Here is a 24357-nt window from a genome sequence, read left to right as displayed (position 1 = left end):
CGTGGTGTGCGGCGGGCACCGGCCAGGTTCGGCGGGCGACGCGGCGTCCCGCCCCGCACGCGGCCCGGCGCTAGGCTCGGCGCCGTGCTCACCATCGGCCTGACGGGCGGCATCGCCTCGGGCAAGTCCACGGTCTCGCGGGAGCTGGCCCGGCTCGGCGCGGTCGTCATCGACGCCGACGAGATCGCCCGCGCCGTCGTCGCCCCGGGAACCCCCGGGCTCGCGGCCGTGGTGGACGCGTTCGGCCCGGAGGTGCTGCGACCCGACGGCGCCCTGGACCGTCCCGGCCTCGGCAGGCGCGTGTTCGGCGACCCGGCGGCGCTCCGGCTGCTGGGGGAGCTCACACACCCGCTCATCGGCGCGGAGACCGCCCGCCGCCAGGCGGCGGCGCCGCCGGAGGCCGTCGTGGTGCACGACGTGGCCCTCATCGTCGAGAACGACCTGGCCGGCAGGTACGACGTCGTCGTGGTGGTCGGCGCCGACGAGGACGTCCGCCTCGGCCGGCTCGTGCGGGACCGCGGGATGTCCCCCGAGGACGCGCTGGCGCGGATCCGCGCCCAGGCCTCCGACGCGCGGCGGCGTGCCATCGCCGACGTCTGGCTGGACAACTCGGGGACCCCGGAGGAGCTCCTCGCGACGGTGCGGCGGCTCTGGGAGGAGCGGCTGGTCCCCGAGAACGCGAGGCTGCTCGCGCAGGCGCGCGGGCGCGCCTGAGCCGGCCTGCCCCGCGCGGCACCTCAGTCCGGCATCCGCGTCTGCGGGTACGGCGTCTCGCGCCGGGCCAGCATGGCGACCACCTCGGTGATCTTCCGGGCGCGGCTCTCCGGCCTCTTGAGGGAGCCGATCCGGTATATCAGCGCGTACCGGTTCGTCGCGGTCAGGACGTCGAACATGGCCTGGGCGGCCGCGTCGGCGGCCACCGCGGCGGCCAGGTCCGCCGGGACCTCGGCCGCGGCCTGGCCCGCGTACGCCCGCTCCCAGCGGCCGTCCGCCTGGGCGAGACGCACCGCGGCGCGACCGGCGTCGGTCATCCTGCCCTCGCGCTCGAGGCGGGTGACGTGTTCGACGTTGCGGGCCGACCACGCGCTCCGCGGGCGGCGCGGCGTCATCCGCTGCAGCGAGCTGCCGGCGTCCCGCGCGGCGCCCTGCCCGTCGATCCAGCCGAAGCACAGTGCCTCGTCGAGGGCCTGCGCGTACGTCAGCGACGTGACCGTGCCGCCCTTCTTGTGCAGGACCAGCCAGACGCCGGGGGAGGAGCCGTGGTGCTCCGCCAGCCAGGCGCGCCACGCGGGCGCGTCGGGGACGAGGAGCTGCGGCAGCTCGACGGCCATGGTGCCCTCACGTCAGCCGTCGTGCCCGCGGCGTCGCAGCAGGCGGCTGCGCAGACGGTCCGCCGCCGCGCTCCGTTCGATGGGCCGGTTCGGCGGTGTGTCGGGCCCGCCCAGCTCGCCGACGACCGCGGTGACCAGGCGCTCGCGCACCAGGGCTCGCCGGATCTGCTCGGAGGTCGCGTGGTCCGCGCCGAGGGACCGGTACAGCGCCACGCACATCGCGATCATGACGATGCTGAACGGGGCGGCCACGAGGATCGCCATCGTCTGCAGGGACGCCAGCGCGCCACCGGCGCCACCGGTGCCCAGCAGCACCGCGGCGATCGCGCCGGAAAGTACGGCCCATGTCAGGCGGGTCCACAGCGGCGGGTTGGGGTCCCCGCCCGTGGAGAGCATCGAGACCACGTAGGAACCAGAGTCCGAGCTGGTGACGAAGAAGATGACGACGAGCAGGATCGCGAGGCCCGAGAGCACGGGGCCGCCCGGCAGCGCCTCGAGCATCTGGAAGAGGGCCGTGTTGTTGTCCACCTTGCCGTCGGTGATGAGGCCGCCGTCGCCGAAGAGCTCGCGGTACAGCGCCGTCCCGCCCATGATCGAGAACCACAGGAAGGTCACCAGGGTGGGGGCCAGCAGCACGCCCACGATGAACTCGCGGACCGTGCGGCCCCGTGAGATCCGGGCGATGAAGATGCCGACGAACGGTGACCAGCTCATCCACCAGCCCCAGTAGTACGTGGTCCAGCTCGCCAGCCACGCCTCACCCGCGGCGCCCTGGTACGGCAGCGTCGCGAAGGAGAGCCGCACGATGCTCTCCAGGTACGAGCCGACGGACTGCACGAACTCGCGCAGCAGAAAGAGCGTGGGTCCCGCCAGGAGGACGGCGAGGAGGAACAGGCCCGCGAAGACGAGGTTGATGTTCGAGAGCCACTTGATGCCCGCGTCCAGGCCCGTCGCGACCGAGAGCGCGGCCATGCCCGCGATCACGATGATCAGGACCACCAGCGCCGTGCGGGTGAGCTGCAGCACGCCAAGGTGGTCGAGCCCGGCACCGATCTGGACGACGCCGAAGCCGAGCGACGTCGCCACGCCGAACATGGTGCCGACGACGGCGACGACATCGACCACGTGGCCCCAGCCGCCCTGGACCCGCTCGGTGCCCAGCAAGGGCTCGAGCGCCCAGCGCAGGGACACGGGGCGACGACGCCGGTGCACCACGTAGGCCATGGACAGGCCGACGACGATGTAGATCGCCCAGGCGTGCAGCCCCCAGTGCAGGAACGTGTACGTCATCGCCCCCTGGGCGAGGGTTTCCGGCCCGCCCACCGCCCGCGGCGGCGGCGACGCGAAGTGGTTCAGCGGCTCCGCCACGCCCCAGAACACCAGGCCGATGCCCATCCCCGCCGCGAACAGCATCGCGAACCAGGTGAACATCCCGTACTGCGGCTTCTCCTCGTCACGCCCGAGCTTGATGTCACCCAGCCGGGAGAACGCCAGGTAGAGGGCGAACAGGACGAAGCCGGTGACGATGAGGACGTAGTACCAGCCCAGGGAGCTCACCACGACGGTGTTCGCCGCGGCCATGAGCGAGCCCAGCCACCGGGGGAACGCCACCGCCACGAGCACGAACGCCAGGACGATCGCCGCGGCCGGGATGAAGACCTTCAGGACGACACCGTGGGAGGTCACCACGGGCCGGGTCGTCGAACCGACCCTCTCGAGGGCGACGGCGCCGGCGGGCACGTCGGTCTCTGTGTCGGGCTGCGCCGGGTGCTGACGCTGACCGGTCCTGTCGTCGTCCATGGCACACTCCCGCGAGATCGACGCCTCCGAGGATGCCCCAGGAGGGGTGGTGCCGCCAAGGGGGTGCCGGGGACCGGTGCGTCGCCGCGGCCGCCGCCAGGAGGACGGCCGCTCGTGCTCACGACTCCGGTGCGCCTCGATGGCGGGCGGCCGATTTGGTTGGTGTAGCCTCACTAATGTGGAGACCATCGGGGGCCGCGCAGCTGCCGCGGAGGACGGCGCCGGAGAGGGCTCGAGCGAAACCGAGGACGGGCTTCAGGCAGCGTTCGCGGCGATGCTGCGGTGGGCGAGCCGGGCGAGCGTGCGGACCCGCCTCTGGGGCGGCGACGGCACGGAGCTGACGCCCACCGACGCGTGGCTCGTCGAGGCCCTCGCAGGCCACGGCCCGATGCGGGTGTCGACGCTGGCCGCGTGGCAGGGCGTGGACAAGTCCACCGTCACGCCGCAGGTGCGCCGGCTGGAGCGCGCGGGCCTTGTGGACCGGGTGCCCGACCCCCAGGACGGGCGCGCCGCCCTGCTCAGCCTCTCCCCGCGCGGGCGCGAGGTACGGGACCGCGTGCGGACCTCGGGCACCGAGGTGCTCGCGGAGCAGCTCGCCTCGTGGAGCGCGGCCGACCGCCGGACGTTCACGGAGCTGCTGACCCGCTTCGCCGCCGGGCTCGCGGGCGGGCCCCCGGCGGGCCGCCGCGACCCGGCCTGAGGCGCCGGCGCCGCCAGGGTCCCGCCGGGGCGCCGCGGCCGCGGCGCCCCGTGTCGGTGCCGGGACGTACCGTTACCACATGCGTCCCGTGACCGATCTGCAGCGTTCAGTCGCCCCGTTCGAGGTCATCTCGGAGTACACGCCCTCGGGGGACCAGCCCACGGCGATCAAGGAGCTCACGGAGCGGCTGACCGCGGGGGAGAAGGACATCGTCCTCCTCGGCGCCACCGGCACGGGCAAGTCGGCCACGACCGCCTGGCTCATCGAGCAGGTGCAGCGGCCGACCCTCGTGATGGCGCCCAACAAGACGCTCGCGGCGCAGCTGGCCACCGAGTTCCGCGAGCTGCTGCCCAACAACGCGGTCGAGTACTTCGTCTCGTACTACGACTACTACCAGCCCGAGGCGTACATCGCCCAGACGGACACCTACATCGAGAAGGACTCCTCGATCAACGACGAGGTCGAGCGGCTCCGGCACAGCGCGACCAACTCCCTCCTCACCCGCCGGGACGTCGTCGTCGTCGCCTCCGTGTCGTGCATCTACGGCCTGGGCACGCCCCAGGAGTACGTCGACCGCATGGTCCAGCTGCGGGTGGGGCAGCAGGTGGATCGCGACGACCTGCTGCGCCAGTTCGTCCAGATGCAGTACGTGCGCAACGACATGGCGTTCACCCGCGGCACGTTCCGGGTGCGGGGCGACACGATCGAGATCATCCCGGTCTACGAGGAGCTCGCGATCCGCATCGAGCTCTTCGGCGACGAGATCGACGGCCTGAGCACCCTGCACCCCCTCACCGGCAACACCGTGCGCACCGAGGACGCCGTCCACCTCTTCCCCGCCACGCACTACGTGGCCGGCCCGGAGCGGATGGAACGCGCCATCGCCGGCATCGAGGAGGAGCTGGCCTGGCGCCTGGAGGAGCTCGAGCGCCAGAACAAGCTCCTCGAGGCCCAGCGGCTGCGCATGCGCACCACCTACGACATCGAGATGATGCGCCAGATCGGCACCTGCTCCGGCATCGAGAACTACTCCCGCCACATCGACGGCCGCGCGGCCGGCACGGCGCCCAACACCCTGCTGGACTACTTCCCCGAGGACTTCCTCCTCGTCATCGACGAGTCCCACGTCACCGTCCCGCAGATCGGGGCCATGTACGAGGGGGACATGTCCCGCAAGCGCACGCTGGTCGAGCACGGCTTCCGGCTGCCCTCCGCGATGGACAACCGGCCGCTGCGGTGGGAGGAGTTCCTGGAGCGGATCGGGCAGACCGTGTTCCTCTCGGCCACGCCCGGGCCGTACGAGCTGAGCCAGTCCGACGGCGTGGTGGAGCAGATCATCCGCCCCACCGGGCTCGTGGACCCGGAGGTCGTCGTCAAGCCGACGCAGGGACAGATCGACGACCTGCTCGGCGAGATCCACGACCGGGTGGAGCGGCACGAGCGCGTGCTCGTGACCACGCTGACGAAGAAGATGGCGGAGGACCTCACCGAGTACTTCCTCGAGCGCGGCGTGCGCGTCCAGTACCTGCACTCCGACGTCGACACCCTGCGCCGCGTCGAGCTGCTCCGCGAGCTGCGCATGGGCAAGTTCGACGTGCTCGTGGGGATCAACCTCCTGCGGGAGGGCCTCGACCTGCCCGAGGTCTCCCTCGTCGCGATCCTCGACGCGGACAAGGAGGGCTTCCTGCGGTCGTCGACGTCGCTGATCCAGACGATCGGCCGCGCCGCCCGCAACGTCTCCGGGCAGGTGCACATGTACGCCGACAAGATCACCCCGTCGATGGCGCAGGCCATCGAGGAGACGACGCGCCGGCGCGAGAAGCAGGTCGCGTACAACACCGAGCACGGCATCGAGCCCACCGCCCTGCGCAAGAAGATCGCCGACGTCACGGACATGCTCGTCCGGGAGGACATCGACACGGCCGAGCTCCTCGAGGGCGGGTACCGCGGGGCCGGGAAGGGGCCCGGCACGCGCGAGCGGAAAAAGACGGGGGAGTCGGTGCGCGAGAAGCTCGCCGGCGCCGCGGCCGGGGACCTCGCCCAGCTCATCCAGGAGCTCTCGGACCAGATGCACGGCGCGGCGGAGGAGCTCCAGTTCGAGCTCGCCGGCCGCCTCCGGGACGAGATCTCCGACCTCAAGAAGGAGCTGCGCCAGATGACGGCGGCGAACGCGTAGCCGTGGCGGACGCGTAGCGGCGGGCCCGTCGCCGCCGCCCGCGGGACGCCGACGAAGGGCCTGAGCGTAACGTCACCGCGGAGCGTCGTCGCCATCCGGCCCCGCCTGCCGTATTCTTTCCGCAGCGGAGGGGAGTATTCCCCGAACAGTGACGTCGTCATCACGGTGGGTGAAGCAGCCCACCCGGCGTCATCGGCCCGGACCACGACGGTCATCCAGCCCCTCACCAGGGTCGAGGATTGCCCGGACCAGGCGGAAGAGACCTCCGGTACCTGCCCCTACGTACCGGAGGAACTGTGGAAGTTCATGCACTCGGTTGGATCATTCTCGCGGCGGTCGTCGTCGTCCTCATCACCATCGACCTCGTCGGGCACGTCCGCACCCCGCACGCACCCTCGATCCGCGAGGCGGCCCGCTGGACGGCCTTCTACGTGTCCCTGGCGGTGGTGTTCGGCCTGATCCTCTGGGGGGTCTACGGCGGTCAGTACGCCGGCGAGTACTTCGCCGGCTACATCACCGAGTACAGCCTCTCGGTGGACAACCTCTTCGTCTTCATCATCATCATCGGGGCGTTCCGGGTGCCGCGGGAGTACCAGCAGAAGGTGCTGCTGGCCGGCATCATCATCGCGCTGGTCCTGCGGCTGGTGTTCATCCTGGTGGGCGCCGCGGTCATCCAGAACTTCTCCTGGGTCTTCTTCCTCTTCGGCGCGTTCCTCCTGTACACCGCCTACACGCAGGCCCGTGAGGGCACGGGTGCCGCCCCCGCCGAGGTGGAGGAGGGGTATCACGAGAGCGCCGTCGTGCGGTTCATCCGCCGCGTCCTGCCCGTGACGGACGGGTTCGTCGGCGACAAGATCGTCCACCGCCACGGCGGCAAGACCTTCATCACCCCGCTGCTCATCTGCATCTTCGCGCTGGGCACGGCCGACCTGATGTTCGCCGTCGACTCCATCCCCGCCGTCTTCGGACTCACGAAGGAGCCGTACATCGTCTTCGCGGCCAACGCCTTCGCGCTGCTCGGGCTGCGTCAGCTGTACTTCCTCATCGACGGCCTGCTCGACCGGCTCGTGTACCTGCACTACGGGCTCGCGGCGATCCTCGGCTTCATCGGCGTCAAGCTGGTCGTTCACGCCCTGCACGAGAACGAGCTGCCCTTCATCAACGGGGGCGAGCACTGGACGGCCATCCCCGAGCCGACCATCGTCGTCTCGCTGTCCTGGATCGTGGGCGTCCTGCTCATCACCGTCTTCGCCAGCCTCGCGAAGAACAAGAAGGATGCGCGCGTGGCCGCTGCGGAGCGCGCCGTGGCGGAGGCGCGCGCCGTCGGCGAGCACCACGTCACCCCCGCCGCGACGTCCGGCACGGCCGCGTCGCCGAGCGCGGCCGAGGCCGACGCGTCGGTGGAGGCCCGCCCCGCCGAAGAGCAGGCCGGCACGCCGACCCGCGACTGAGCACGCGCCGCACGGGGAGACCCGCGCGGCCACGGCACGCCCATGTGGCCCGGCCCCTCCCGAGGGGCCGGGCCACGTGCGTCCGGGGCGCGTCCGTCCGGCCGCTAGCATGCCGAGGGTGAGAGCTGGGGACGGCGTGAGCCACGGTGTGGAGGGCACGGCCGCCTCCGGGCGCGACGCGGACGCGGACGTCGACGCCGTCCGGGCGCCCGAGACCATCCGCGCGCTGGAGCGCGGGCTGTCGGTCATCCGGGTCTTCGACGCCGACCACCCGAGCCTCACGCTCAGCGAGGCGGCCGCCCTCTCGGGGATGCCGCGGGCCGGCGCGCGGCGGGCCCTGAACACCCTCGTCGAGCTGGGCTACGCCGAGCAGGTGGGGCGCGAGTTCTCGTTGCGGCCGCGGATCCTCGAGCTCGGGTTCGAGCAGCTCGCGGACCTGACCCTCGCCGAGGTCGTCGACCCCCACGTGCAGGAGCTGTCCGAGCGCGTGGGCGAGTCGGCGTCGGCGTCGGTCCTCGACGGGGGCGAGATCGTCTACATCGCCCGCGCGGCCACGCGCAGCGTCATGCGGGTGCACATCCGCACCGGCACGAGGTTCCCGGCCGAGTCGACCTCGATGGGGCGCGTGCTGCTCGCCGCCCGGTCCGACGACTGGCTCGACGGCTTCATCGCCTCCGTCAGGGTCGAGCGCCGCTCCTCCTTCACGACGACGGACACCGCGCGGCTCCGCGCCATCCTCGAGCAGACCAGGGAGCAGGGCTACGCCCACGTCGACCAGGAGCTCGAGGAGGGCGTGCGCTCGCTCGCGGTGCCGGTGCACGACCGGGACGGGGCCGTGATCGCCGCGGTCAACGTCGCCACCGCCGTCGCCCCCGGCAGCCCGAGCGACCTCGTCCGGCGGGTACTGCCGGAGCTGCGCCGCACCGCCGCGGCCATCGACGCGGACCTGCGCCCGTTCGGGCACATGGAGCCCTGACCGGGCGGCTCAGCGGTCCAGGCTCGCGAGGGCCCGGTCGATCAGGCCGTCGACCGCCCCGAGCGCGGACGCCGGCACGAGGGCCCCCATCAGCACCTCGCGGGAGACTCGGTCGGTCCTGGCCGTCAGCGCCTCCACGAGCTGGGCGTCGGAGAGCCCCTGCCCGTGCTCGGCCGTGGCCGCCGCGAGCGCCTCCGTGACCACCCGCTGGGCCTCGCCACGCCCCAGGGCGGGGGCCAGGCGGGTGGCCAGCGCCTCGGCCATGACGGACGGGCGCGCCCGGTCCAGGTTTGCCTGCACCGCCTCCGGGCGGACGTCGAGGCTCGCCAGCAGCTGGTCGACGCGCTCGGCGGCCCCCTGGGCGAGGAGGAGCAGCTCGCGCAGCGGCTGCCACTCCGCGTGCCAGTGCCCCGTCGCGCGCTCGTGCTCCTGCAGGGACGCCGCGAACACCGTGGCGACGAGCCCGGGGCCGCGCACGGCGGCGGAGCGGACGAGGACGGACGTGACGGGGTTCGCCTTGTGCGGCATCGCCGAGGAGCCGCCGTGGCCCGGGCCGCCCCCCTCGCGCACCTCGCCCACCTCGCTGGTGGCCATCTGCACCACGTCCGTGGCCACCTTCCCGGCCGCCGCGAGCACCGACCCCAGGGCGGCGGCGAGCTCCCGCACCCGGGACCGTTCGGTGTGCCAGGGGGCCTCGGGCGCCACGAGGCCCAGCTCGCGGGCGAACGCGTCGACGACGTCGGTCCCGGCGCCCCCGTAGACCGCGAGGGTGCCGGCCGCCCCGGCGAGCTGGACCGCCAGCCGCTCGGTGCGCACCCGCTGGAGGTCCCGCGCCGCGGCCCGCAGGCCGGTCGCCCAGCCCGCCGCCTTGAGGCCGAAGGTGGTCGGCACCGCCACCTGACCGAGCGTGCGCCCCGCCATCGCCGTCGCGCGGTGCTCGCGGGCGAGCCGGGCCGCGGAGCCCACGGCGCCCTGCAGGTGCGCGAGCACCGCGTCCGCCGCGCGCGCGCCGAGCAGCATGAGGGCCGTGTCGACGATGTCCTGGCTCGTGGCCCCGACGTGCACCCAGGGCCTGACCTCTGGCGGCACGGCGGCGAGGAGGTCCTTCACGAGCGGGACGACGGCGTTGCCCGCGCCGCGGGCGCGGCGGCCCAGGTCGCCCGGGTCGATCTCGAGCCCGGCCGCGGCGCGCTCGAGCGTGGCCGCGGGGTCGCCCTCGGCGGGGACGACCCCGCAGGACTGGGCCGCGCGCAGCAGGGCGACCTCGGCGCGCGTCATGGCGTCGATGACGGCGCGGTCGTCGACGGCCGGGGTCGCCTCGCCCGGCGAGGGTCCGAACAGCTCGTCGTCAAACATGGCGGCCTCCAGGTCGGCTCGCCCCGCGGGCCTGCGGGGCCGTCGCGCGCCATCCTTCCATCGTTGTTCGCGCACGCGGCGGACCGTGCGGCTGGCGTCGCCGCGGCGATCCGGTCCGGGCCGCGCGGCGGCGGCCGCGTGTCCGCGAAACGGCTGCGCTGCCAGTAGATTCGGGCAGAGGGGGGGCCGCCAGGGCCTCGTCCGGCACCACCCCAGAGTTCGTCAGACGAACCGGCGGACCGGTCCGCTCACGCCGGCGCCGCCGTCGCCGACCACCGAAGGAGCGCCATGCAGGACGCCGAGTACCTCCCGGCTCACGAGATCAGCGGGCCCGAGCACGCTCCCGTCGTGGTGATGGGCTCGTCGCTGGGCACCGACCGGCACATGTGGGACGCCCAGGTCCGGCTGCTGGAGCGGCGCTACCGCGTCGTGCGCTACGAGTTCCGCGGGCACGGCGCCTCGACGTCCCCGCCGCGCCCGGCGGGCCCGGCGACGATCGCGCAGCTCGGCGAGGACGTCGCGCGCCTCATGGACCACCTCGGGGTGGGCAGCGCGCACCACGTGGGGCTGTCCCTGGGCGGGATGGTCGCGCTCTGGCTCGCGGAGCACCGCCCCGAGCGGGTGCGCCGCGTCGCGGTCGTGTGCAGCGCGGCCTTCTCCCCGACGACCGAGAGCTGGCTCGAGCGCGCGGCCACGGTGCGCGAGCAGGGGATGGGCGCCATCGTCGACCCGGTCACGGCCCGGTGGTTCACCGAGACCTTCACCGACGAGGAGACGCGCGGGCGCCTGCGCGAGACGTTCCTCGCCGTCGAGCCCGAGGGCTACGCCCAGTGCTGCGAGGCCATCGCGGGGATGGACCTGCGCCCGGACCTCTCCCGCATCGCCGCGCCCGTGCTCGTGCTCGGCGGCCGGCAGGACACCGCCCTCCCCGCCGCGATGTCCGAGGAGATCGCGGCCGGCGTGCGCGCCGGGGGCGCCGAGGTCCGTCTCGAGCTCGTCGACGACGCCGCCCACATCGCCGCCGTCCAGCAGGCCCCGACCGTCACGCGCTACCTCCTGGACCACCTCGACGCCGAGCGGCCCGGGCACGCGGCCGGCATGACGGTCCGGCGCGAGGTGCTCGGGGACGCCCACGTGGACCGGGCGCAGGAGCGGACCACCCCCTTCAACGCGGACTTCCAGGACTTCATCACCCGCTACGCCTGGGGTGACGTGTGGACACGGCCGGGCCTCGACCGGCGCACGCGCAGCGCCATCACCCTGGCCGTGCTCATGACGCTGGGCCACGACGGGGAGTTCTCCATGCACGTGCGCGCGGCGCTGCGCAACGGGCTGAGTGTCGACGAGCTCCGGGAGGTGCTCCTGCACGTGGCCGTGTACTCCGGCGTGCCCGTCGCCAACCACGCCTACGCGCTGGCGGCCGAGGTCCTGCGCGACGAAGGGCTTCTCTGAGTGCCCGCCGCCCCCCGAGACGAGGACCGGGACGCGGCGGCCCCCGCCGAGGGGCTGCAGTCGCTGGCCCGGGGCCTGGGCGTGATCAGGGCCCTGGCCCAGGCCGACGAGCCGCTCACCCTGGCGCAGGCTGCCCACGCCGCGGGCCTCAACCGCGCGGTGACGCGGCGCGTGCTGCTCACGCTCGTGGAGGTCGGCTACGTCCTGGTCCGAGGGCGCGAGTTCAGCCTGCGCCCGCGGGTCCTCGAGCTGGGTGCGGCCTACCGGTCCAGCCTGCTGCTGCCCGAGCTCGGCGCCGGGCCGATGCGCGCCCTGGTGGGCGCCACGGGGCAGTCGTGCTCGATGGCGGTGCTTGACGGGGCGGAGATCGTCTACGTCCAGCGGATCCCGGGCAGCCGCATCATCGACGCGGTGATCCACATCGGCACGCGGGCGCCGGCCCACGCGACAGCCATGGGGCGCGTGCTGCTGGCCGCCCTCGACGACGACGCGCGCGAGGAGGTCCTCGGCGCCGGGCCGCTCCCGGGCCTGACGGAGCAGACCCTCACCGACGCCGGCGCGCTGCGCGCGGAGCTGGCGGCGGTGCGCGAGCGGGGCTACTGCCGGGTCGACCAGGAGTTCGAGCGCGGCCTGACCACGCTGGCTGCCCCCGTCCGCGACGAGGCCGGCGCGGTGCTGGCGGCGGTCAACCTGCCGCTGAGCACGTACGCGCTGCCCGGCGGCGTGGTGCCCGAGCACCAGGTCACGGCGCTGCTGCGCACGGCCGACGCGATCTCCGCCGCCGTCGCGCGGCGCCGCGAGCGCATGCCGGGGCCCGCGGCGGCCACTCCCTGAGCGACCGGTTGCGACGGCTCGCGACGCGCGCCGCGGCGGCCATCCCCCACGAGCCCCCGGCGGCCAACCGCACGAGCACCCGGCGGGCCGCCGCGCCGGGCGAGCCGGGAACGGGACGGCCCGGCCCCCGCAGGGACCGGGCCGTCCGGAGCGGCGCCGCTCAGGCCTCGAGCACGACCGCCAGGCCCTGGCCGACGCCGATGCAGATCGCGGCCACGCCGATGCCGCCGCCGCGGGCCCTGAGGGCGTGGGCGAGGTGGCCGATGATGCGGCCGCCGGAGGCGCCCAGTGGGTGCCCGATGGCGATCGCGCCGCCGTCGACGTTGACCTTCTCCGGGTCGAGGTCCGGCCACTGCTTCAGGCACGCGAGCGACTGGGAGGCGAAGGCCTCGTTGAGCTCGACGAGGTCGACGTCGGCCCAGGTCTTCCCGGCGCGGCGCAGGGCGATGTTGGCGGCCTCGACCGGTCCGGCGCCGAAGAGCTGCGGCTCGAGGGCCGAGACCCCACGGGAGACGACCCTGGCCAGCGGCTCGCCGTCGAAGCTCTCGCCCGCGAGGAGGACGGCAGAGGCGCCGTCGGTCAGCGGCGACGCGTTACCGGCGGTGACGGTCCCCTCCTCGGCGGGACGGAACGCGGGCCTGAGCTTGCCGAGCGCCTCGATCGAGCTGTCGCGGCGGACGTTCTCGTCCCGGTCGAGGTCGACGCCCGGCACGGCCACGAACTCGGCGTCGTAGCGGCCCTCGTCCCACGCCGAGGTGGCCAGCCGGTGGCTGCGCAGGGCGAACGCGTCCTGGTCCTCGCGGGAGATCCGGTACATGTCGGCGAGGATCTCCGCCCCCTCGCCCAGCGAGACCGTCCACTCCGCGGGCATCCGCGGGTTGACCAGGCGCCAGCCCAGGGTGGTCGAGACCAGCGTCTGGTCGCCGGCCGGGAAGGGACGGTCGCCCTTGAGGAGCACCCAGGGCGCGCGGGACATCGACTCGGTGCCGCCGGCGAGGATCACGTCGGCGTCGCCGGTCTCGATGGCGCGCGAGCCCTGGATCACGGCCTCGACGCCGGAGCCGCAGAGGCGGTTGACCGTCACGCCGGGGACCGAGACGGGCAGCCCGGCGAGCAGGGAGGACATGCGCGCGACGTCGCGGTTCTCCTCGCCGGCGCCGTTGGCGTTGCCGAAGATGACGTCGTCGATCCGGGCCGGGTCCAGGTTGGGGTTACGCTCGACGACCGCCTTGATCACGGCAGCGCCGAGGTCGTCCGGGCGGACCTTCGCCAGGGCCTTGCCGTACCGCCCGAACGGCGTCCGGACGGCGTCGTAGATGTAAGCGGACACGTTGTTCCTTCCTCAGCGGACCGGGACGGCCCGGTCGATGAGCGCCAGCCCGGTGGACTCGCGCAGGGTGTCGATGGTGTCGTCGCCGTAGATCTCGGTGACGGCGACGCCGTCGGCGGTGAGGTCGAAGATCGCCACGTCGGTGTACACGCGGCTGACGCAGCCGATGCCGGTGAGCGGGTAGGTGCAGCTCTCGACGAGCTTGGACTCGCCCTTCCTGGTGTAGAGCTCCATCATCACGAACGTCTGCTTCGCGCCGATGGCCAGGTCCATTGCGCCCCCGACGGCGGGGATGGCGCCGGGCTTGCCGGTGTGCCAGTTCGCGAGGTCGCCGGTGGCCGAGACCTGGAAGGCGCCCAGGACGCACAGGTCCAGGTGGCCGCCGCGCATCATGGCGAAGGAGTCGGCGTGGTGGAAGTAGGAGGCGCCGGGCAGCTCGGTGACCGGGATCTTGCCGGCGTTGATCAGGTCGAGGTCGATCTCGTCCCCGTGGGCCTCGGGGCCCATGCCCAGCATGCCGTTCTCGGTGTGCAGGGTGACCTGCCGCTCGGCCTCGAGGTAGTCCGAGACCTTGGTGGGCATGCCGATGCCGAGGTTGACGTAGGCGCCGCGGGGGATGTCCCGGGCGACGCGCTCGGCGATCTCGTCGCGGGTCAGTCGTTCGGTCACTGTCCGGCCTCCTCGTGCGCCGGCGTCGGCTCCACGACGGCGACGCGGTTGACGTACACGCCCGGGGTGATGACCACCTCGGGGTCGATGGCGCCGGTCTCCACGACCTCGCTGACCTGCACGACGGTCGTCCGGGCGGCGGTGGCCATGATCGGGCCGAAGTTCCTGGCGGTCTTGCGGTAGACCAGGTTGCCGACCCGGTCGGCGCGCAGCGCCTTGATGAGGGCGAAGTCGGCGTGGATCGGGTGCTCCAGGACGTAGTCGCGCCCGTCGATCCGGCGGGTCTCCTTGCCCTCGGCCAGCAGCGTCCCGAAGCCGGTCGGGGTGAAGAACGCGCCGATGCCGGCGCCGGCCGCGCGGATGCGCTCGGCGAGGTTGCCCTGCGGCACCACCTCGAGCTCGATCTCGCCCGCGAGGTACTTCGCGTCGAAGTGCCACGAGTCCTTCTGGCGCGGGAAGGAGCACACGATTCTGCGCACCCGCCCCAGCCGGATGAGCTCGGCGAGCCCGACGTCGCCGTTGCCCGCGTTGTTGTTGATGACCGTGAGGTCCGTGGCGCCCTGCGCGATGAGCGCGTCGATGAGCTCGACCGGTTGCCCGGCGGTGCCGAAGCCCCCGATCATCACGGTCGCGCCGTCGGGGATGTCCTGGACCGCCTCAGCGGTGCTCTCGGTGACCTGCAGCATCGGTACCGCCTCCCCGTGTTCGGTATGCGCACACCTGCGCGCGGAATGAACACATCGTGTCGTGGGTGCCCGGGTAAGTCAAGGAACGGCCGCACGCCGTCGCTCACCGCCGGCCTCACAGCGGCGCCCGGGGCCCACTCAGTCGCAAGGGGCATGAATCGGGACGCCAGAAGTATTTGTGCGAATAAATGCGCACGCCTATGCTCGTGGAGCCGTCGTGTGCCGTCCGTCACACGCGTGCGCCACGGGAGGGGAGGGCAATGGAGCTCCGGCACTTGAAGTACTTCGTCGCGGTCGCGGAGCACCGGCACTTCGGCCGTGCGGCGGAGCACCTGCACATCTCGCAGCCACCGCTCTCGCAGCAGGTGCGCCAGCTCGAGCGCGAGCTCGGCACGGAGCTGCTCAGCCGCACCACCCGCAGGGTCGACCTCACCGAGGCCGGGCGGGCCTTCTACACCGACGCCGTGGCGATCCTCGCCGACCTCGACGCCGCCCGCGCCCGGGTGCGGGCGCTCGCCCAGGGGTGGTCCGGCCTCCTCCGGGTCGGCTTCACCGGGTCCGCCTCCTACCGTCAGCTGCCCCAGGTCGCGCGGCTCAAGCAGACCTACCTGCCCGACGTCGAGCTCCAGATGTCCTCGGAGATGCTGACGCCGACGCAGGAGCGGGCCCTCGTGGAGCAGCGCCTGGACGTGGGGCTCCTCCGGCCCCCGGTGCAGATGCCGGGACTGACGACGCGGACCCTCGCCGTCGAGCCGCTCGTCCTCGCGGTGCCCGCCGGCCACCGCCTGGCGGGTGCCGCGGCCCTCGGCATCGCCGACCTGGCGGGCGAGGTGCTCCTCACCTACCCCGGCGGCGCGGGGTCGGTGGTGGGCGGCGCCGTGGAGTCGGCGCTGCGCCAGACCGGCACGCGCGTCGCGCGCACGCACGAGGTCGAGCAGACGTCCAGCATGGTCGCGCTCGTCGCGGCCGGCCTCGGCGTCGCGCTCGTGCCGGACTCCGTGCGCGCCCTGACCCTCGAGGGCGTGCGCTACCGCGAGATCGCCGGCGCCGGCACGGTCGAGCTCGCGCTCGCCTGGCGCGAGGACGACGCCTCGCCGGTCGTCGCGCGGTTCGTCCGCATGCTCGGGGACCACCTCGGACCGAGCAGGCCGAAGGAGGCCGACGCGCTCACCACCGCCGTCGCGTGAGTGTTCTCCGCACCATCCCCGACGCACCCCACCCCGACACATCCCACCCGACACACCTCACCCCAGAGAGACGAAGGAGTCCCATGAACGCCCACACCGAGACCGCGCCCGCGGCCGCCGCCTCCGGCGGCAGCGCCACCGACAAGTTCCTCCACAAGGAGGTCAGGGCGGACACCTCGCCCGAGCGCCTCTCCGCAATCATCCGGGACGTCCTCGCGGCACTCTTCGAGGTCATCCGCAAGCACGAGATCACGTACGCCGAGTACGACGCGCTCAAGGCGTGGCTGATCAAGGTGGGGGAGGACGGCGAGTGGCCGCTCTGGCTCGACGTGTTCGTCGAGCACGAGGTCGAGGCCGTGGTCAACCGCAACCGGCAGGGCACGGCGGGCTCGATCGAGGGCCCGTACTACGTGCCGGGCGCCCCCGAGCTGCCCGCGGAGTGCGACCTCCCCAGGCGCGCGGACGAGGAGGGCACGCTGCTGCTGTTCCAGGGCCAGGTCCGGGCCGTCGACGGCACCCCGCTCCCGGGCGCGACGATCGAGCTGTGGCACGCCGACAACGACGGCTACTACTCCCAGTTCGCCGAGGGCCTCGGCATCCCGGAGTGGAACCTGCGCGGCACGATCGTCACGGACGCCGAGGGCCGGTTCCGGATCAGCACGATCCAGCCGGCGCCCTACGCCATCCCCACAGATGGCGCGACGGGCCAGATGACCATCGCGGCGGGCTGGAGCCCGTTCCGTCCGGCGCACCTGCACCTGAAGGTCTCGCACCCCGGCTACCAGCTCATCACGAGCCAGCTCTACTTCGAGGGCGGGGAGTACACGGACAACGACATCGCCCAGGCGACGAAGCCCGAGCTCATGCTCAACCCCACGCCGCGCACCGACGGTGGCGCGGGCAACGAGGTCACCTACGACTTCGTGCTCGACCCGGAGTAGGACCGGAGAGAGCACGACCCGCCGGTGGCGCCGCACTCGTGCGGCGCCACCGGCGTACCTCGTCGTCAGGCGAGGGAGCCGATGACCGGCTGCCAGGCGCGCGCGGCGCGGTGCGTGATCAGGTGTGCCCGGTGGAGGGGGTCCGGGTCCAGGGCGTCGAGCGCGGCATGGTGGTCCGCCGCCCGGATGAGGATCAGCGCGCCGGGGGCGGCGTTGTCGAGCCACGGGCCGGAGGCAATGAGCGTCCCGGCCTCGTGCAGCGACTTGAGGAAGGCGCGGTGCTGGGGGCGCAGCGTCTCGATGTCCTGGGTGCGGGTGGTGTCGTAGTGGTACTCCACGGCGAAGATCGTCATGCTCCAGAGAGTAGCCGTGGGGGAGGTGCCGCCGGGCCCCCAGGCTCACCAGCCGCGCGCCCGCCACTCGCCCAGGTGCGGGCGCTCGCGGCCCAGGGTGGTGTCGTCGCCGTGGCCGGGGTAGACGCGGGTGTCGTCGTCGAAGCGGTCGAACACGCGGCGCTCCAGGTCGTCCATGAGGCTCGTGAAGTCTCGGGGTGACGTGGTGCGGCCGGGCCCGCCGGGGAAGAAGGAGTCGCCGGTGAACAGGTGCACCCTGCCGGGGTGCGGTCCGTCGTCGGGCTCGGTCAGCGCCAGCGCCACCGACCCGGGGGTGTGTCCGCGCAGCGCGACCACGTCGAGCGTGAGGTCGCCGACGACGACCGTGTCGCCGTCGGTCAGCGTGCGGCCGGCGGGGACCGGGAGCTCCGCCGCGTCCGGCGCGCCGGCCAGGGTTAGTGCGCCGGTCGCCGCGACGACCTCGGGCAGGGCCCGGTGGTGGTCCCAGTGCCGGTGGGTGGTGACGACGGCGTCGAGACGCCCCGAGCCCTCGGCCACCAGGGCGAGCAGCCGGGGGGCGTCGTCCGCGGCGTCGACGAGCAGCTGCGCGCCGTCCGCGGCGGTGACCAGGTAGGCGTTGTTGTCCTCCCCGGAGACCGACGCCTTGCGCACCGTGACCCCGCCGAGACGGTGGACGGCGGAGGGGCCGCCGTGGGTGACGTGGGCGCCGGCGAGGTCGTCGGCGGGCTCGGCGGCGGTCATGGCGGTTCCTTCGTCGGTGGGCTCGGTCATGCTGCTCCTACTGCTGGGAGGGGTCACGGGCGGTCCGCCGCGGGCCGGGGGTCGGCGGTGTCCTCGCCCGTGCGTGTGCCCTGTTCTGCGGGGATGACCGGCTCGGTCGGCGCCGCGGCGCCGACCGGGACCGGGGCGGACTCGGCGACGGACAGGGAGTGCGCCGCCCGCACAAGCGCCAGGTGGGAGAACGCCTGCGGGAAGTTGCCGGTGAAGCGCCGGTTCACGGGGTCGTACTCCTCGGCGAGCAGGCCGACGTCGTTCGTGACCGCGACCAGCTCGTCCATGTTCCGGCGCGCCGCGGCCGTGTCGCCGGTCCGGGCCAGCGCGTCCACGAGCCAGAAGCAGCAGGCCAGGAACGGGTGCTCCCCGCCGCTGAGCCCGTCCACCCCGGTGCTCGTCAGGTACCGGCGCACCCACGGCCCGTCGGCGAGCTCGGCCCGCACCCGGGCGACGGTGCCGAGGATCCGCGGGTCGTCCGGCGGGAGGAACCCCACCTGGACGAGCTGCAGCAGGGAGGCGTCGGTGTGCTTGGCGCCGTAGTGCTGGACGAAGGAGTTCAGCGCCGGGTCGAACCCGTTGGCCAGGACGTCGGCGCGGATCTCCTCCCGCGCCGCCCGCCACGCCTCGGCGGGGCCGTCCAGGCCGTGCTCCTCGACCCCGCGGACGGCGCAGTCCAGCGCCGCCCAGCACATGACCTTGGAGTGGGTGAAGTGCCGGCGGGGGCCCCGGACCTCCCAGATGCCGTGGTCCGGCAGGCGCCAGTGCCGGAGCATGTTGTCGACGAGGTGGCGCTGCAGCGCCCAGGAGTGACGGCTCTTGTGCAGGCCCGCACGGCGGGCGAGGTCCAGGGCGAGCATGACCTCCCCGAGCACGTCGTTCTGGTGCTGGTTCACCGCGGCGTTGCCCACCCGCACGGGGACGGACCCGGCGAAGCCGGGGAGGTGGTCGAGCTGGCGCTCGGGCAGCTCGCGGGAGCCGTCGAGCCGGTACATGATCTGCAGCTTTTCCGGCTCCCCGGCCGCCGCGCGCAGCAGCCACTGCCGCCACTTCTCGGCCTCGCCCCGGAAGCCGAGGTCCACCAGCGCCTCGAGCGTGAGGGCGGCGTCCCGCAGCCAGGAGTAGCGGTAGTCCCAGTTGCGCTCGCCGCCGATCTCCTCGGGCAGCGAGGTGGTCGCGGCGGCGGCGATGCCCCCGGTCGGCTCCTGGGTCAGCAGTCGCAGCACGAGCAGGGAGCGGGTCACCTCTTCGCGGTACGGGCCGTCGTACGTGTTGGCCCGGGACCAGCCGGCCCACAGGGTCTCCGTGCGGGCCAGCTCCGCGTCGACGTCCGGCAGCACCGGGATGGGGTCCCAGGAGCTCGTCCAGGTCAGGACGTGGTCGACACGCTCGCCGGCCGCGACCTCGAAGACGTCCTGGTGGCGCCCGTCGGCGGCCCTCGGCAGGCGGTCGCCGTGCAGGGTGAGGGAGTCCGGGCCGGCGATCGCGCGGATCACCCGCACGCCGTCGGGGTCGATGTCGCGGTGGATCCACGGCTTGGTCTTGCCGTAGCTGAAGCGCACCATCCACTCGTGCACGAAGGTGACGCGCCCCGACAGGCCCTCGACGCGGCGGATGAGGTCGGCCCGCTGGTCCTCCAGCGGCATGGTCTCGATGACCCGCGCGCGCCCGGTCGGCGTCGTGTACGTGGTCTCGAGCACGAAGCTGTCACCGACGTACCGGCGCTCCGCCGTCACCTCGCCGTCCTCGGCGACGGCGGTCAGCAGCCAGCGCCCGTTCTCCGGCGTGCCGAGCAGGGCGGCGAAGAACGCCTCCGAGTCCAGCCACGGCAGACACAGCCAGTCGACGGAGCCGCGCCGGGAGACGACGGCGACCGAGTGTGAGTCGCCGAGGACGGCGTAGTCCTCGATCCGTTCGGGCCCGGTGGGGAGGGCGGCGATGAGATCGGCGGCGGTGGCAGGCATCTCCGCCATCCTCGCAGAGCGGTGCCGCGGCGGCGCGCCGGCATTGGAGGGTGACTGGTCAAGTCCTCGCACGCGGTCGCCCGCCTCCCGGCCGCGAGCGGTCAAGTCCTCGCGCGGCCCGCGGGCTGGGATGCGCCGGGCGCCGGTGGGGGCGTTTGGGAGGCGCGTGGGCGGCGAGCGGCGCCACCTGTGATCGAACACATGTGCGCCACTCTGGTGCGGCCACGTATCATCTCCGGGTGAGCGATCACCTTCTCGTGCGCGGTGCGCGCGAGCACAACCTCCGTAACGTCAGCATCGACCTCCCGCGCGACAAGCTCGTCGTGTTCACGGGGCTGTCCGGGTCGGGCAAGTCGTCGCTGGCCTTCGACACGATCTTCGCCGAGGGGCAGCGGCGTTATGTGGAGTCTCTGAGCTCCTACGCCCGGCAGTTCCTCGGGCAGATGGACAAGCCGGACGTCGACTTCATCGAGGGGCTGTCCCCGGCCGTCTCGATCGACCAGAAGTCCACGAACCGGAACCCGCGCTCGACCGTGGGCACGATCACCGAGGTCTACGACTACCTGCGGCTGCTCTTCGCCCGGGCGGGAACCCAGTACTGCCCCGTGTGCGGGGAGCAGGTCACCGCACAGACGCCGCAGCAGATCGTCGACCGGCTGCGCGAGATGCCCGAGGGCACCCGCTTCCAGGTCCTCGCCCCCATGATCCGGGGGCGCAAGGGGGAGTACTCGGAGCTGTTCCGCGACCTCCAGACCCAGGGCTTCGCCCGCGTCCGCGTCGACGGGCAGGTCGTGCCGCTCTCCGACCCGCCCACGCTGGAGAAGAAGCTCAAGCACGACATCGAGGTGGTCGTCGACCGCCTCGTGGTCCGCGAGAACGTCCGCCAGCGCCTCACCGACTCCGTCGAGACCGCGCTGCGCCTCGCCGACGGCCTGATCGTCGTCGACCTGGTCGACCTCGACGCCGACGACCCCGGGCGCGAGCGGCGCTTCTCGGAGAAGCGCTCGTGCCCCAACGACCATGCGCTCACGCTCGAGGAGATCGAGCCGCGGACCTTCTCCTTCAACGCCCCGTACGGCGCCTGCCCCGAGTGCACCGGCATCGGCGCGCGCCTGGAGGTCGACCCGGAGCTGATCGTCCCCGACGAGGAGCTCAGCCTCGCCGACGGCGCCGTCGCGCCTTGGGCCGCGCAGTCCGAGTACTTCCTGCGCCAGCTGCGCGGCCTGGCGGAGCAGCTGGACTTCTCCGTCGACGTCCCGTGGCGCGCCCTGCCCAGGAGGGCCAAGGACGCGGTGCTCCAGGGCAACGACTACGAGGTGAAGGTCAAGTACCGCAACCGGTGGGGCCGGGAGCGTTCGTACACCTCCGGGTTCGAGGGCGCGATCTCCTTCGTCAAGAGGAAGCACGCCGAGACGGAGTCCGAGTGGTCGCGCGAGCGCTACGAGGGCTACATGCGGGAGGTGCCGTGCCCGGTCTGCAAGGGCGCGCGCCTCAAGCCCGAGGTGCTCTCGGTGCGGCTGGGGACCCTGTCGATCGCCGAGCTCTGCGACCTGTCCATCGCCGACGCCAAGGCCTACCTCGACACCCTGGCCCTCGGGCAGCGCGAGGCCGCCATCGCCGGCCAGGTCCTCAAGGAGATCCACGCCCGCCTGGGCTTCCTCCTCGACGTCGGCCTGAACTACCTCTCCCTGTCCCGGGGCGCCGCGACGCTGTCGGGCGGGGAGGCTCAGCGCATTCGGCTTGCCACCCAGATCGGCTCGGGCCTGGTGGGCGTGCTGTACGTGCTGGACGAGCCGAGCATCGGCCTCCACCAGCGCGACAACCGCCGCCTCGTCGAGACCCTGACCCGCCTGCGGGACCTGGGGAACACCCTCATCGTCGTCGAGCACGACGAGGACACCATCCGCGCCGCCGACTGGATCGTCGACATCGGCCCGGGCGCCGGCGAGCACGGCGGCCGGGTCGTCCACTCGGGCGACCTAGCCGGGCTGCTCAGCGCCGAGGAGTCGGTGACGGGGGCGTACCTCTCGGGCCGGCGGCAGGTCCCCGTCCCGGCCACGCGCCGCAAGGTGGACAAGAGCCGCCAGATCACGGTGGTCGGGGCCAAGGAGAACAACCTCAAGGACGTCACCATCTCCTTCCCGCTGGGGACGTTTATCGCCGTCACCGGCGTGTCCGGGTCGGGCAAGTCCACCCTGGTGAACTCGATCCTGTACCAGGTGCTGGCGAACGAGCTGAACCGCGCCCGGGGCGTGCCGGGCCGGCACAAGCGGGTCACCGGCCTGGACGGGCTCGACAAGGTCGTCCACGTGGACCAGTCGCCCATCGGGCGGACCCCGCGGTCGAACCCAGCCACCTACACGGGCGTGTGGGACCACGTGCGCAAGCTCTTCGCCGAGACCACCGAGTCCAAGGTCCGCGGCTACGGCCCCGGGCGGTTCTCGTTCAACGTCAAGGGCGGGCGGTGCGAGGCCTGCAAGGGCGACGGCACCATCAAGATCGAGATGAACTTCCTGCCCGACGTCTACGTCCCGTGCGAGGTGTGCGGCGGCGCGCGGTACAACCGCGAGACCCTCGAGGTGCACTTCAAGGGCAAGACGGTCTCCGACGTCCTGCACATGCCCATCGCGGAGGCGGTGGAGTTCTTCGCCGCGGTCCCCAAGATCACCCGGTTCCTGCGCACGCTGGTGGACGTCGGCCTGGGCTACGTCCGGCTTGGGCAGCCGGCGACCACGCTCTCCGGCGGTGAGGCGCAGCGCGTCAAGCTCGCCGCCGAACTACAGAAGCGCTCCAGCGGCCGCACGGTGTACGTGCTCGACGAGCCCACCACCGGGCTGCACTTCGAGGACATCCGCAAGCTCCTGGAAGTTCTCCAGGGACTGGTCGACAAGGGCAACACCGTCATCGTCATCGAGCACAACCTCGACGTCATCAAGAACGCCGACTGGGTCATCGACATGGGTCCCGAGGGCGGCTCCGGCGGCGGGACCGTCGTCGCCACGGGCACGCCCGAGCAGATCGTGAAGGTGCCGGAGTCGTTCACGGGCCAGTACCTGGCGGAGCTGCTCGCGGCACGGGTGCTCGTCGCGAGCTGACCGCGGGCGACGGCGGAGCCGACCGGGTGGTGCGCCGCCCCGTCGGCTCCGCGCGGGGGCGGCGGGGCTCACCCCGTCACTCGCCGTCGCCGTGCGTGGGTGCCGACGGGGCTCATCACCGGGCCGGCCCGCCGGCTGCCCTCCCTTCTGGCGCACCGGCCGCGGCGGCGGTCATCGAGCAGCACGCGCGAGCGTGCGGGCGATGAGCTCGACGACGGCCCCTGGCTGCTTCGTCTGCCGCCGATCGATGACGAGCACGGTCCAGCCTGCTGCCCGGAGGTTGTTGATGCGCACGCGATCCTTCGCGATCTGCTCGGGAGCGTCGTGGTAGGCGCCGTCGTACTCGACCGCCGCCCGCAGCTCCGGCCAGGCGAGGTCGACCCGGGCGACGAACGCTCCGTTGTCCAGCCCGCTGTAGTTGACCTCGGACATCGGGAGGCCCGACTCCAGCACGTGACCCGGAGGCGCGACTCCGGTGGCGACTCAGCCAGCCCCGAGACCATCGTCAGCGCCCGATCAAGCAGGCGGCTGCCGCGGGCGCCGGGGTGCGCGCGGCGGAAGGCGATCACTGCCGGGACGGTGATGCCGCTCGCGCGGACGAGCGCGTCGAGGAGCGGCACGGTCAGCATCGGCGGTCCGAGGCGGCCGACTTCGGTGCGGAAGGTGTCGCTCGGCGTCGGGTGCGGACGGACGGTGTCATTGGGCGTGGGGACGTCCCGGAACCCCTCGCCCACCCCAGGGCGGACGGCTAGCGTGGGGTCATGGGAGCACTCCAGACGTACAACGTGACCGTCGACTGGACGGGCGCCGACGAGCGTGGCACCGCCAGCTACACGAGCTACTCCCGCGACCACGAGGTGCGCGTCGAGGGCAAACCCACCCTGCTCGCCACCTCTGATCTCAAGGTGCGCACGGACGTGAGCCGGTACCGCGCGGAGGAGCTCTTCGTCGGCTCCATCTCCCAGGCCCAGATGCTGTGGTTCCTCCGCACGGCGGCCAAGCACGACGTCGTCGTGACGGGGTACTTCGACAAGGCGACCGGCACCCAGCGGATCGAGGGCGCCGGTGCCGGCCCGTTCGTGGAGGTGGTTCTGCGCCCCCGCGTGACCTACGCGGAGCCGGGCATCACCGAGGAGCTCGCCGCTCGGCTCCACCACGAGGCCCGCGAGCACAACCACGTCGCGCGGTCCGTGCACTTCCCGGTCCGCGTCGAGCCCGCGGTGCCCGCCGCCCCGGCGCAGAGCGCGGCCGGCGCCGTGCCCGTGGCCGACTGAGGGCCTGGCCG

The 24357-nt window shown here is 73.1% G+C and carries 21 protein-coding genes; 11 read left to right on the top strand and 10 right to left on the bottom strand.

The genetic code is table 11. The features are described from left to right. Positions 1-84 precede the first annotated feature (84 nt). The gene (gene coaE, locus EJK16_RS10915) at positions 85-714 is read left to right on the top strand and encodes a dephospho-CoA kinase (RefSeq protein ID WP_127129176.1); all 630 of its coding nucleotides are present in this window, start codon (positions 85-87) and stop codon (positions 712-714) included. Between the two features lie 23 nt (positions 715-737). Here the strand turns inward: coaE and EJK16_RS10910 are convergent, their stop codons facing one another. Together EJK16_RS10910 and EJK16_RS10905 are read right to left on the bottom strand one after the other, a co-directional pair. Beyond that, positions 738-1331 carry a YdeI family protein gene (locus EJK16_RS10910; RefSeq protein ID WP_127129175.1) on the bottom strand — a complete coding sequence of 198 codons (594 nt, stop codon included), beginning with the start codon at positions 1329-1331 and terminating at the stop codon, positions 738-740. 12 nt (positions 1332-1343) lie between these two features. After that, entirely contained in the window at positions 1344-3131 is a 1788-nt protein-coding gene (locus EJK16_RS10905; RefSeq protein ID WP_127129174.1) for a BCCT family transporter, read from the bottom strand. Positions 3132-3309: 178 nt separating this feature from the next. On the opposite strand from EJK16_RS10905, the gene EJK16_RS10900 reads away from it, so the two are divergent. From EJK16_RS10900 to EJK16_RS10885, 4 genes are all read left to right on the top strand, one after another. After that, positions 3310-3831 (top strand): MarR family winged helix-turn-helix transcriptional regulator, encoded by a 522-nt coding sequence (locus tag EJK16_RS10900; protein ID WP_164737299.1) that lies wholly within the window; start codon positions 3310-3312, stop codon positions 3829-3831. A 79-nt stretch (positions 3832-3910) separates the two neighbouring features. After that, complete coding sequence (uvrB, locus tag EJK16_RS10895) at positions 3911-6007, top strand: excinuclease ABC subunit UvrB (protein WP_127129172.1); 2097 nt, start codon at positions 3911-3913, stop codon at positions 6005-6007. A 296-nt stretch (positions 6008-6303) separates the two neighbouring features. After that, complete coding sequence (locus tag EJK16_RS10890; RefSeq protein ID WP_127129171.1) at positions 6304-7458, top strand: TerC family protein; 1155 nt, start codon at positions 6304-6306, stop codon at positions 7456-7458. A 118-nt stretch (positions 7459-7576) separates the two neighbouring features. Then, positions 7577-8434, top strand: a complete 858-nt coding sequence (locus EJK16_RS10885; RefSeq protein WP_240645933.1) for an IclR family transcriptional regulator C-terminal domain-containing protein — start codon at positions 7577-7579, stop codon at positions 8432-8434. A gap of 9 nt (positions 8435-8443) precedes the next feature. On the opposite strand, the gene EJK16_RS10880 is transcribed toward EJK16_RS10885, so the two are convergent. Further along, a complete protein-coding gene (locus tag EJK16_RS10880; RefSeq protein WP_127129169.1) occupies positions 8444-9790 on the bottom strand; it encodes a lyase family protein in 1347 nt (448 codons plus the stop codon). A 288-nt stretch (positions 9791-10078) separates the two neighbouring features. On the opposite strand from EJK16_RS10880, the gene pcaC reads away from it, so the two are divergent. Both pcaC and EJK16_RS10870 read left to right on the top strand, forming a co-directional pair. After that, positions 10079-11242 carry a 4-carboxymuconolactone decarboxylase gene (pcaC, locus tag EJK16_RS20640; RefSeq protein WP_127129168.1) on the top strand — a complete coding sequence of 388 codons (1164 nt, stop codon included), beginning with the start codon at positions 10079-10081 and terminating at the stop codon, positions 11240-11242. After that, entirely contained in the window at positions 11243-12076 is an 834-nt protein-coding gene (locus EJK16_RS10870; protein WP_127129162.1) for an IclR family transcriptional regulator C-terminal domain-containing protein, read from the top strand. A gap of 160 nt (positions 12077-12236) precedes the next feature. Here the strand turns inward: EJK16_RS10870 and EJK16_RS10865 are convergent, their stop codons facing one another. From EJK16_RS10865 to EJK16_RS10855, 3 genes are read right to left on the bottom strand one after another with little or no spacing between them, the layout of a single operon-like run. Then, positions 12237-13406 carry a thiolase family protein gene (locus EJK16_RS10865; RefSeq protein ID WP_127129160.1) on the bottom strand — a complete coding sequence of 390 codons (1170 nt, stop codon included), beginning with the start codon at positions 13404-13406 and terminating at the stop codon, positions 12237-12239. Positions 13407-13418: 12 nt separating this feature from the next. After that, a complete protein-coding gene (locus EJK16_RS10860; protein WP_127129158.1) occupies positions 13419-14075 on the bottom strand; it encodes a 3-oxoacid CoA-transferase subunit B in 657 nt (218 codons plus the stop codon). Then, the gene (locus tag EJK16_RS10855) at positions 14072-14761 is read right to left on the bottom strand and encodes a 3-oxoacid CoA-transferase subunit A (RefSeq protein ID WP_127129156.1); all 690 of its coding nucleotides are present in this window, start codon (positions 14759-14761) and stop codon (positions 14072-14074) included. The genes EJK16_RS10860 and EJK16_RS10855 overlap by 4 nt, the downstream gene beginning before the upstream one ends. 260 nt (positions 14762-15021) lie before the next feature. Here EJK16_RS10855 and EJK16_RS10850 point away from each other — a divergent pair, with 260 nt between their 5' ends. Next, positions 15022-15948: a LysR family transcriptional regulator gene (locus EJK16_RS10850; protein ID WP_127129154.1), complete on the top strand. Its 927-nt coding sequence runs from the start codon at positions 15022-15024 to the stop codon at positions 15946-15948. Between the two features lie 83 nt (positions 15949-16031). Then, positions 16032-16889, top strand: a complete 858-nt coding sequence (catA, locus tag EJK16_RS10845; protein WP_127129152.1) for a catechol 1,2-dioxygenase — start codon at positions 16032-16034, stop codon at positions 16887-16889. A 65-nt stretch (positions 16890-16954) separates the two neighbouring features. On the opposite strand, the gene EJK16_RS10840 is transcribed toward catA, so the two are convergent. From EJK16_RS10840 to EJK16_RS10830, 3 genes are read right to left on the bottom strand one after another with little or no spacing between them, the layout of a single operon-like run. Further along, positions 16955-17242 carry a YciI family protein gene (locus tag EJK16_RS10840; protein ID WP_127129150.1) on the bottom strand — a complete coding sequence of 96 codons (288 nt, stop codon included), beginning with the start codon at positions 17240-17242 and terminating at the stop codon, positions 16955-16957. A 45-nt stretch (positions 17243-17287) separates the two neighbouring features. Next, entirely contained in the window at positions 17288-18013 is a 726-nt protein-coding gene (locus EJK16_RS10835; RefSeq protein ID WP_370276015.1) for an MBL fold metallo-hydrolase, read from the bottom strand. Between the two features lie 23 nt (positions 18014-18036). Then, on the bottom strand, positions 18037-19977 hold the full coding sequence (locus tag EJK16_RS10830) for a glycoside hydrolase family 15 protein (RefSeq protein ID WP_127129148.1): 1941 nt from the start codon (positions 19975-19977) through the stop codon (positions 18037-18039). A gap of 239 nt (positions 19978-20216) precedes the next feature. Here EJK16_RS10830 and uvrA point away from each other — a divergent pair, with 239 nt between their 5' ends. Continuing rightward, complete coding sequence (gene uvrA, locus EJK16_RS10825) at positions 20217-23072, top strand: excinuclease ABC subunit UvrA (RefSeq protein WP_127129146.1); 2856 nt, start codon at positions 20217-20219, stop codon at positions 23070-23072. A 171-nt stretch (positions 23073-23243) separates the two neighbouring features. Here uvrA and EJK16_RS10820 read toward each other — a convergent pair whose 3' ends face one another. Then, positions 23244-23504 (bottom strand): endonuclease domain-containing protein, encoded by a 261-nt coding sequence (locus tag EJK16_RS10820; RefSeq protein ID WP_127129144.1) that lies wholly within the window; start codon positions 23502-23504, stop codon positions 23244-23246. 329 nt (positions 23505-23833) lie between these two features. Between EJK16_RS10820 and EJK16_RS10815 the strand changes: the two genes are divergently transcribed. Next, positions 23834-24346, top strand: coding sequence for an OsmC family protein (locus tag EJK16_RS10815; RefSeq protein WP_127129142.1), 513 nt, complete (start codon positions 23834-23836; stop codon positions 24344-24346). Positions 24347-24357: the final 11 nt, after the last annotated feature.

This window comes from Georgenia sp. SYP-B2076 (assembly GCF_003991205.1).
Classification (GTDB): Bacteria; Actinomycetota; Actinomycetes; order Actinomycetales; family Actinomycetaceae; genus Georgenia.
The sequence above is the reverse complement of the archived record's forward strand: the minus strand, read 5'-3'. Positions and strand labels throughout refer to the sequence as shown.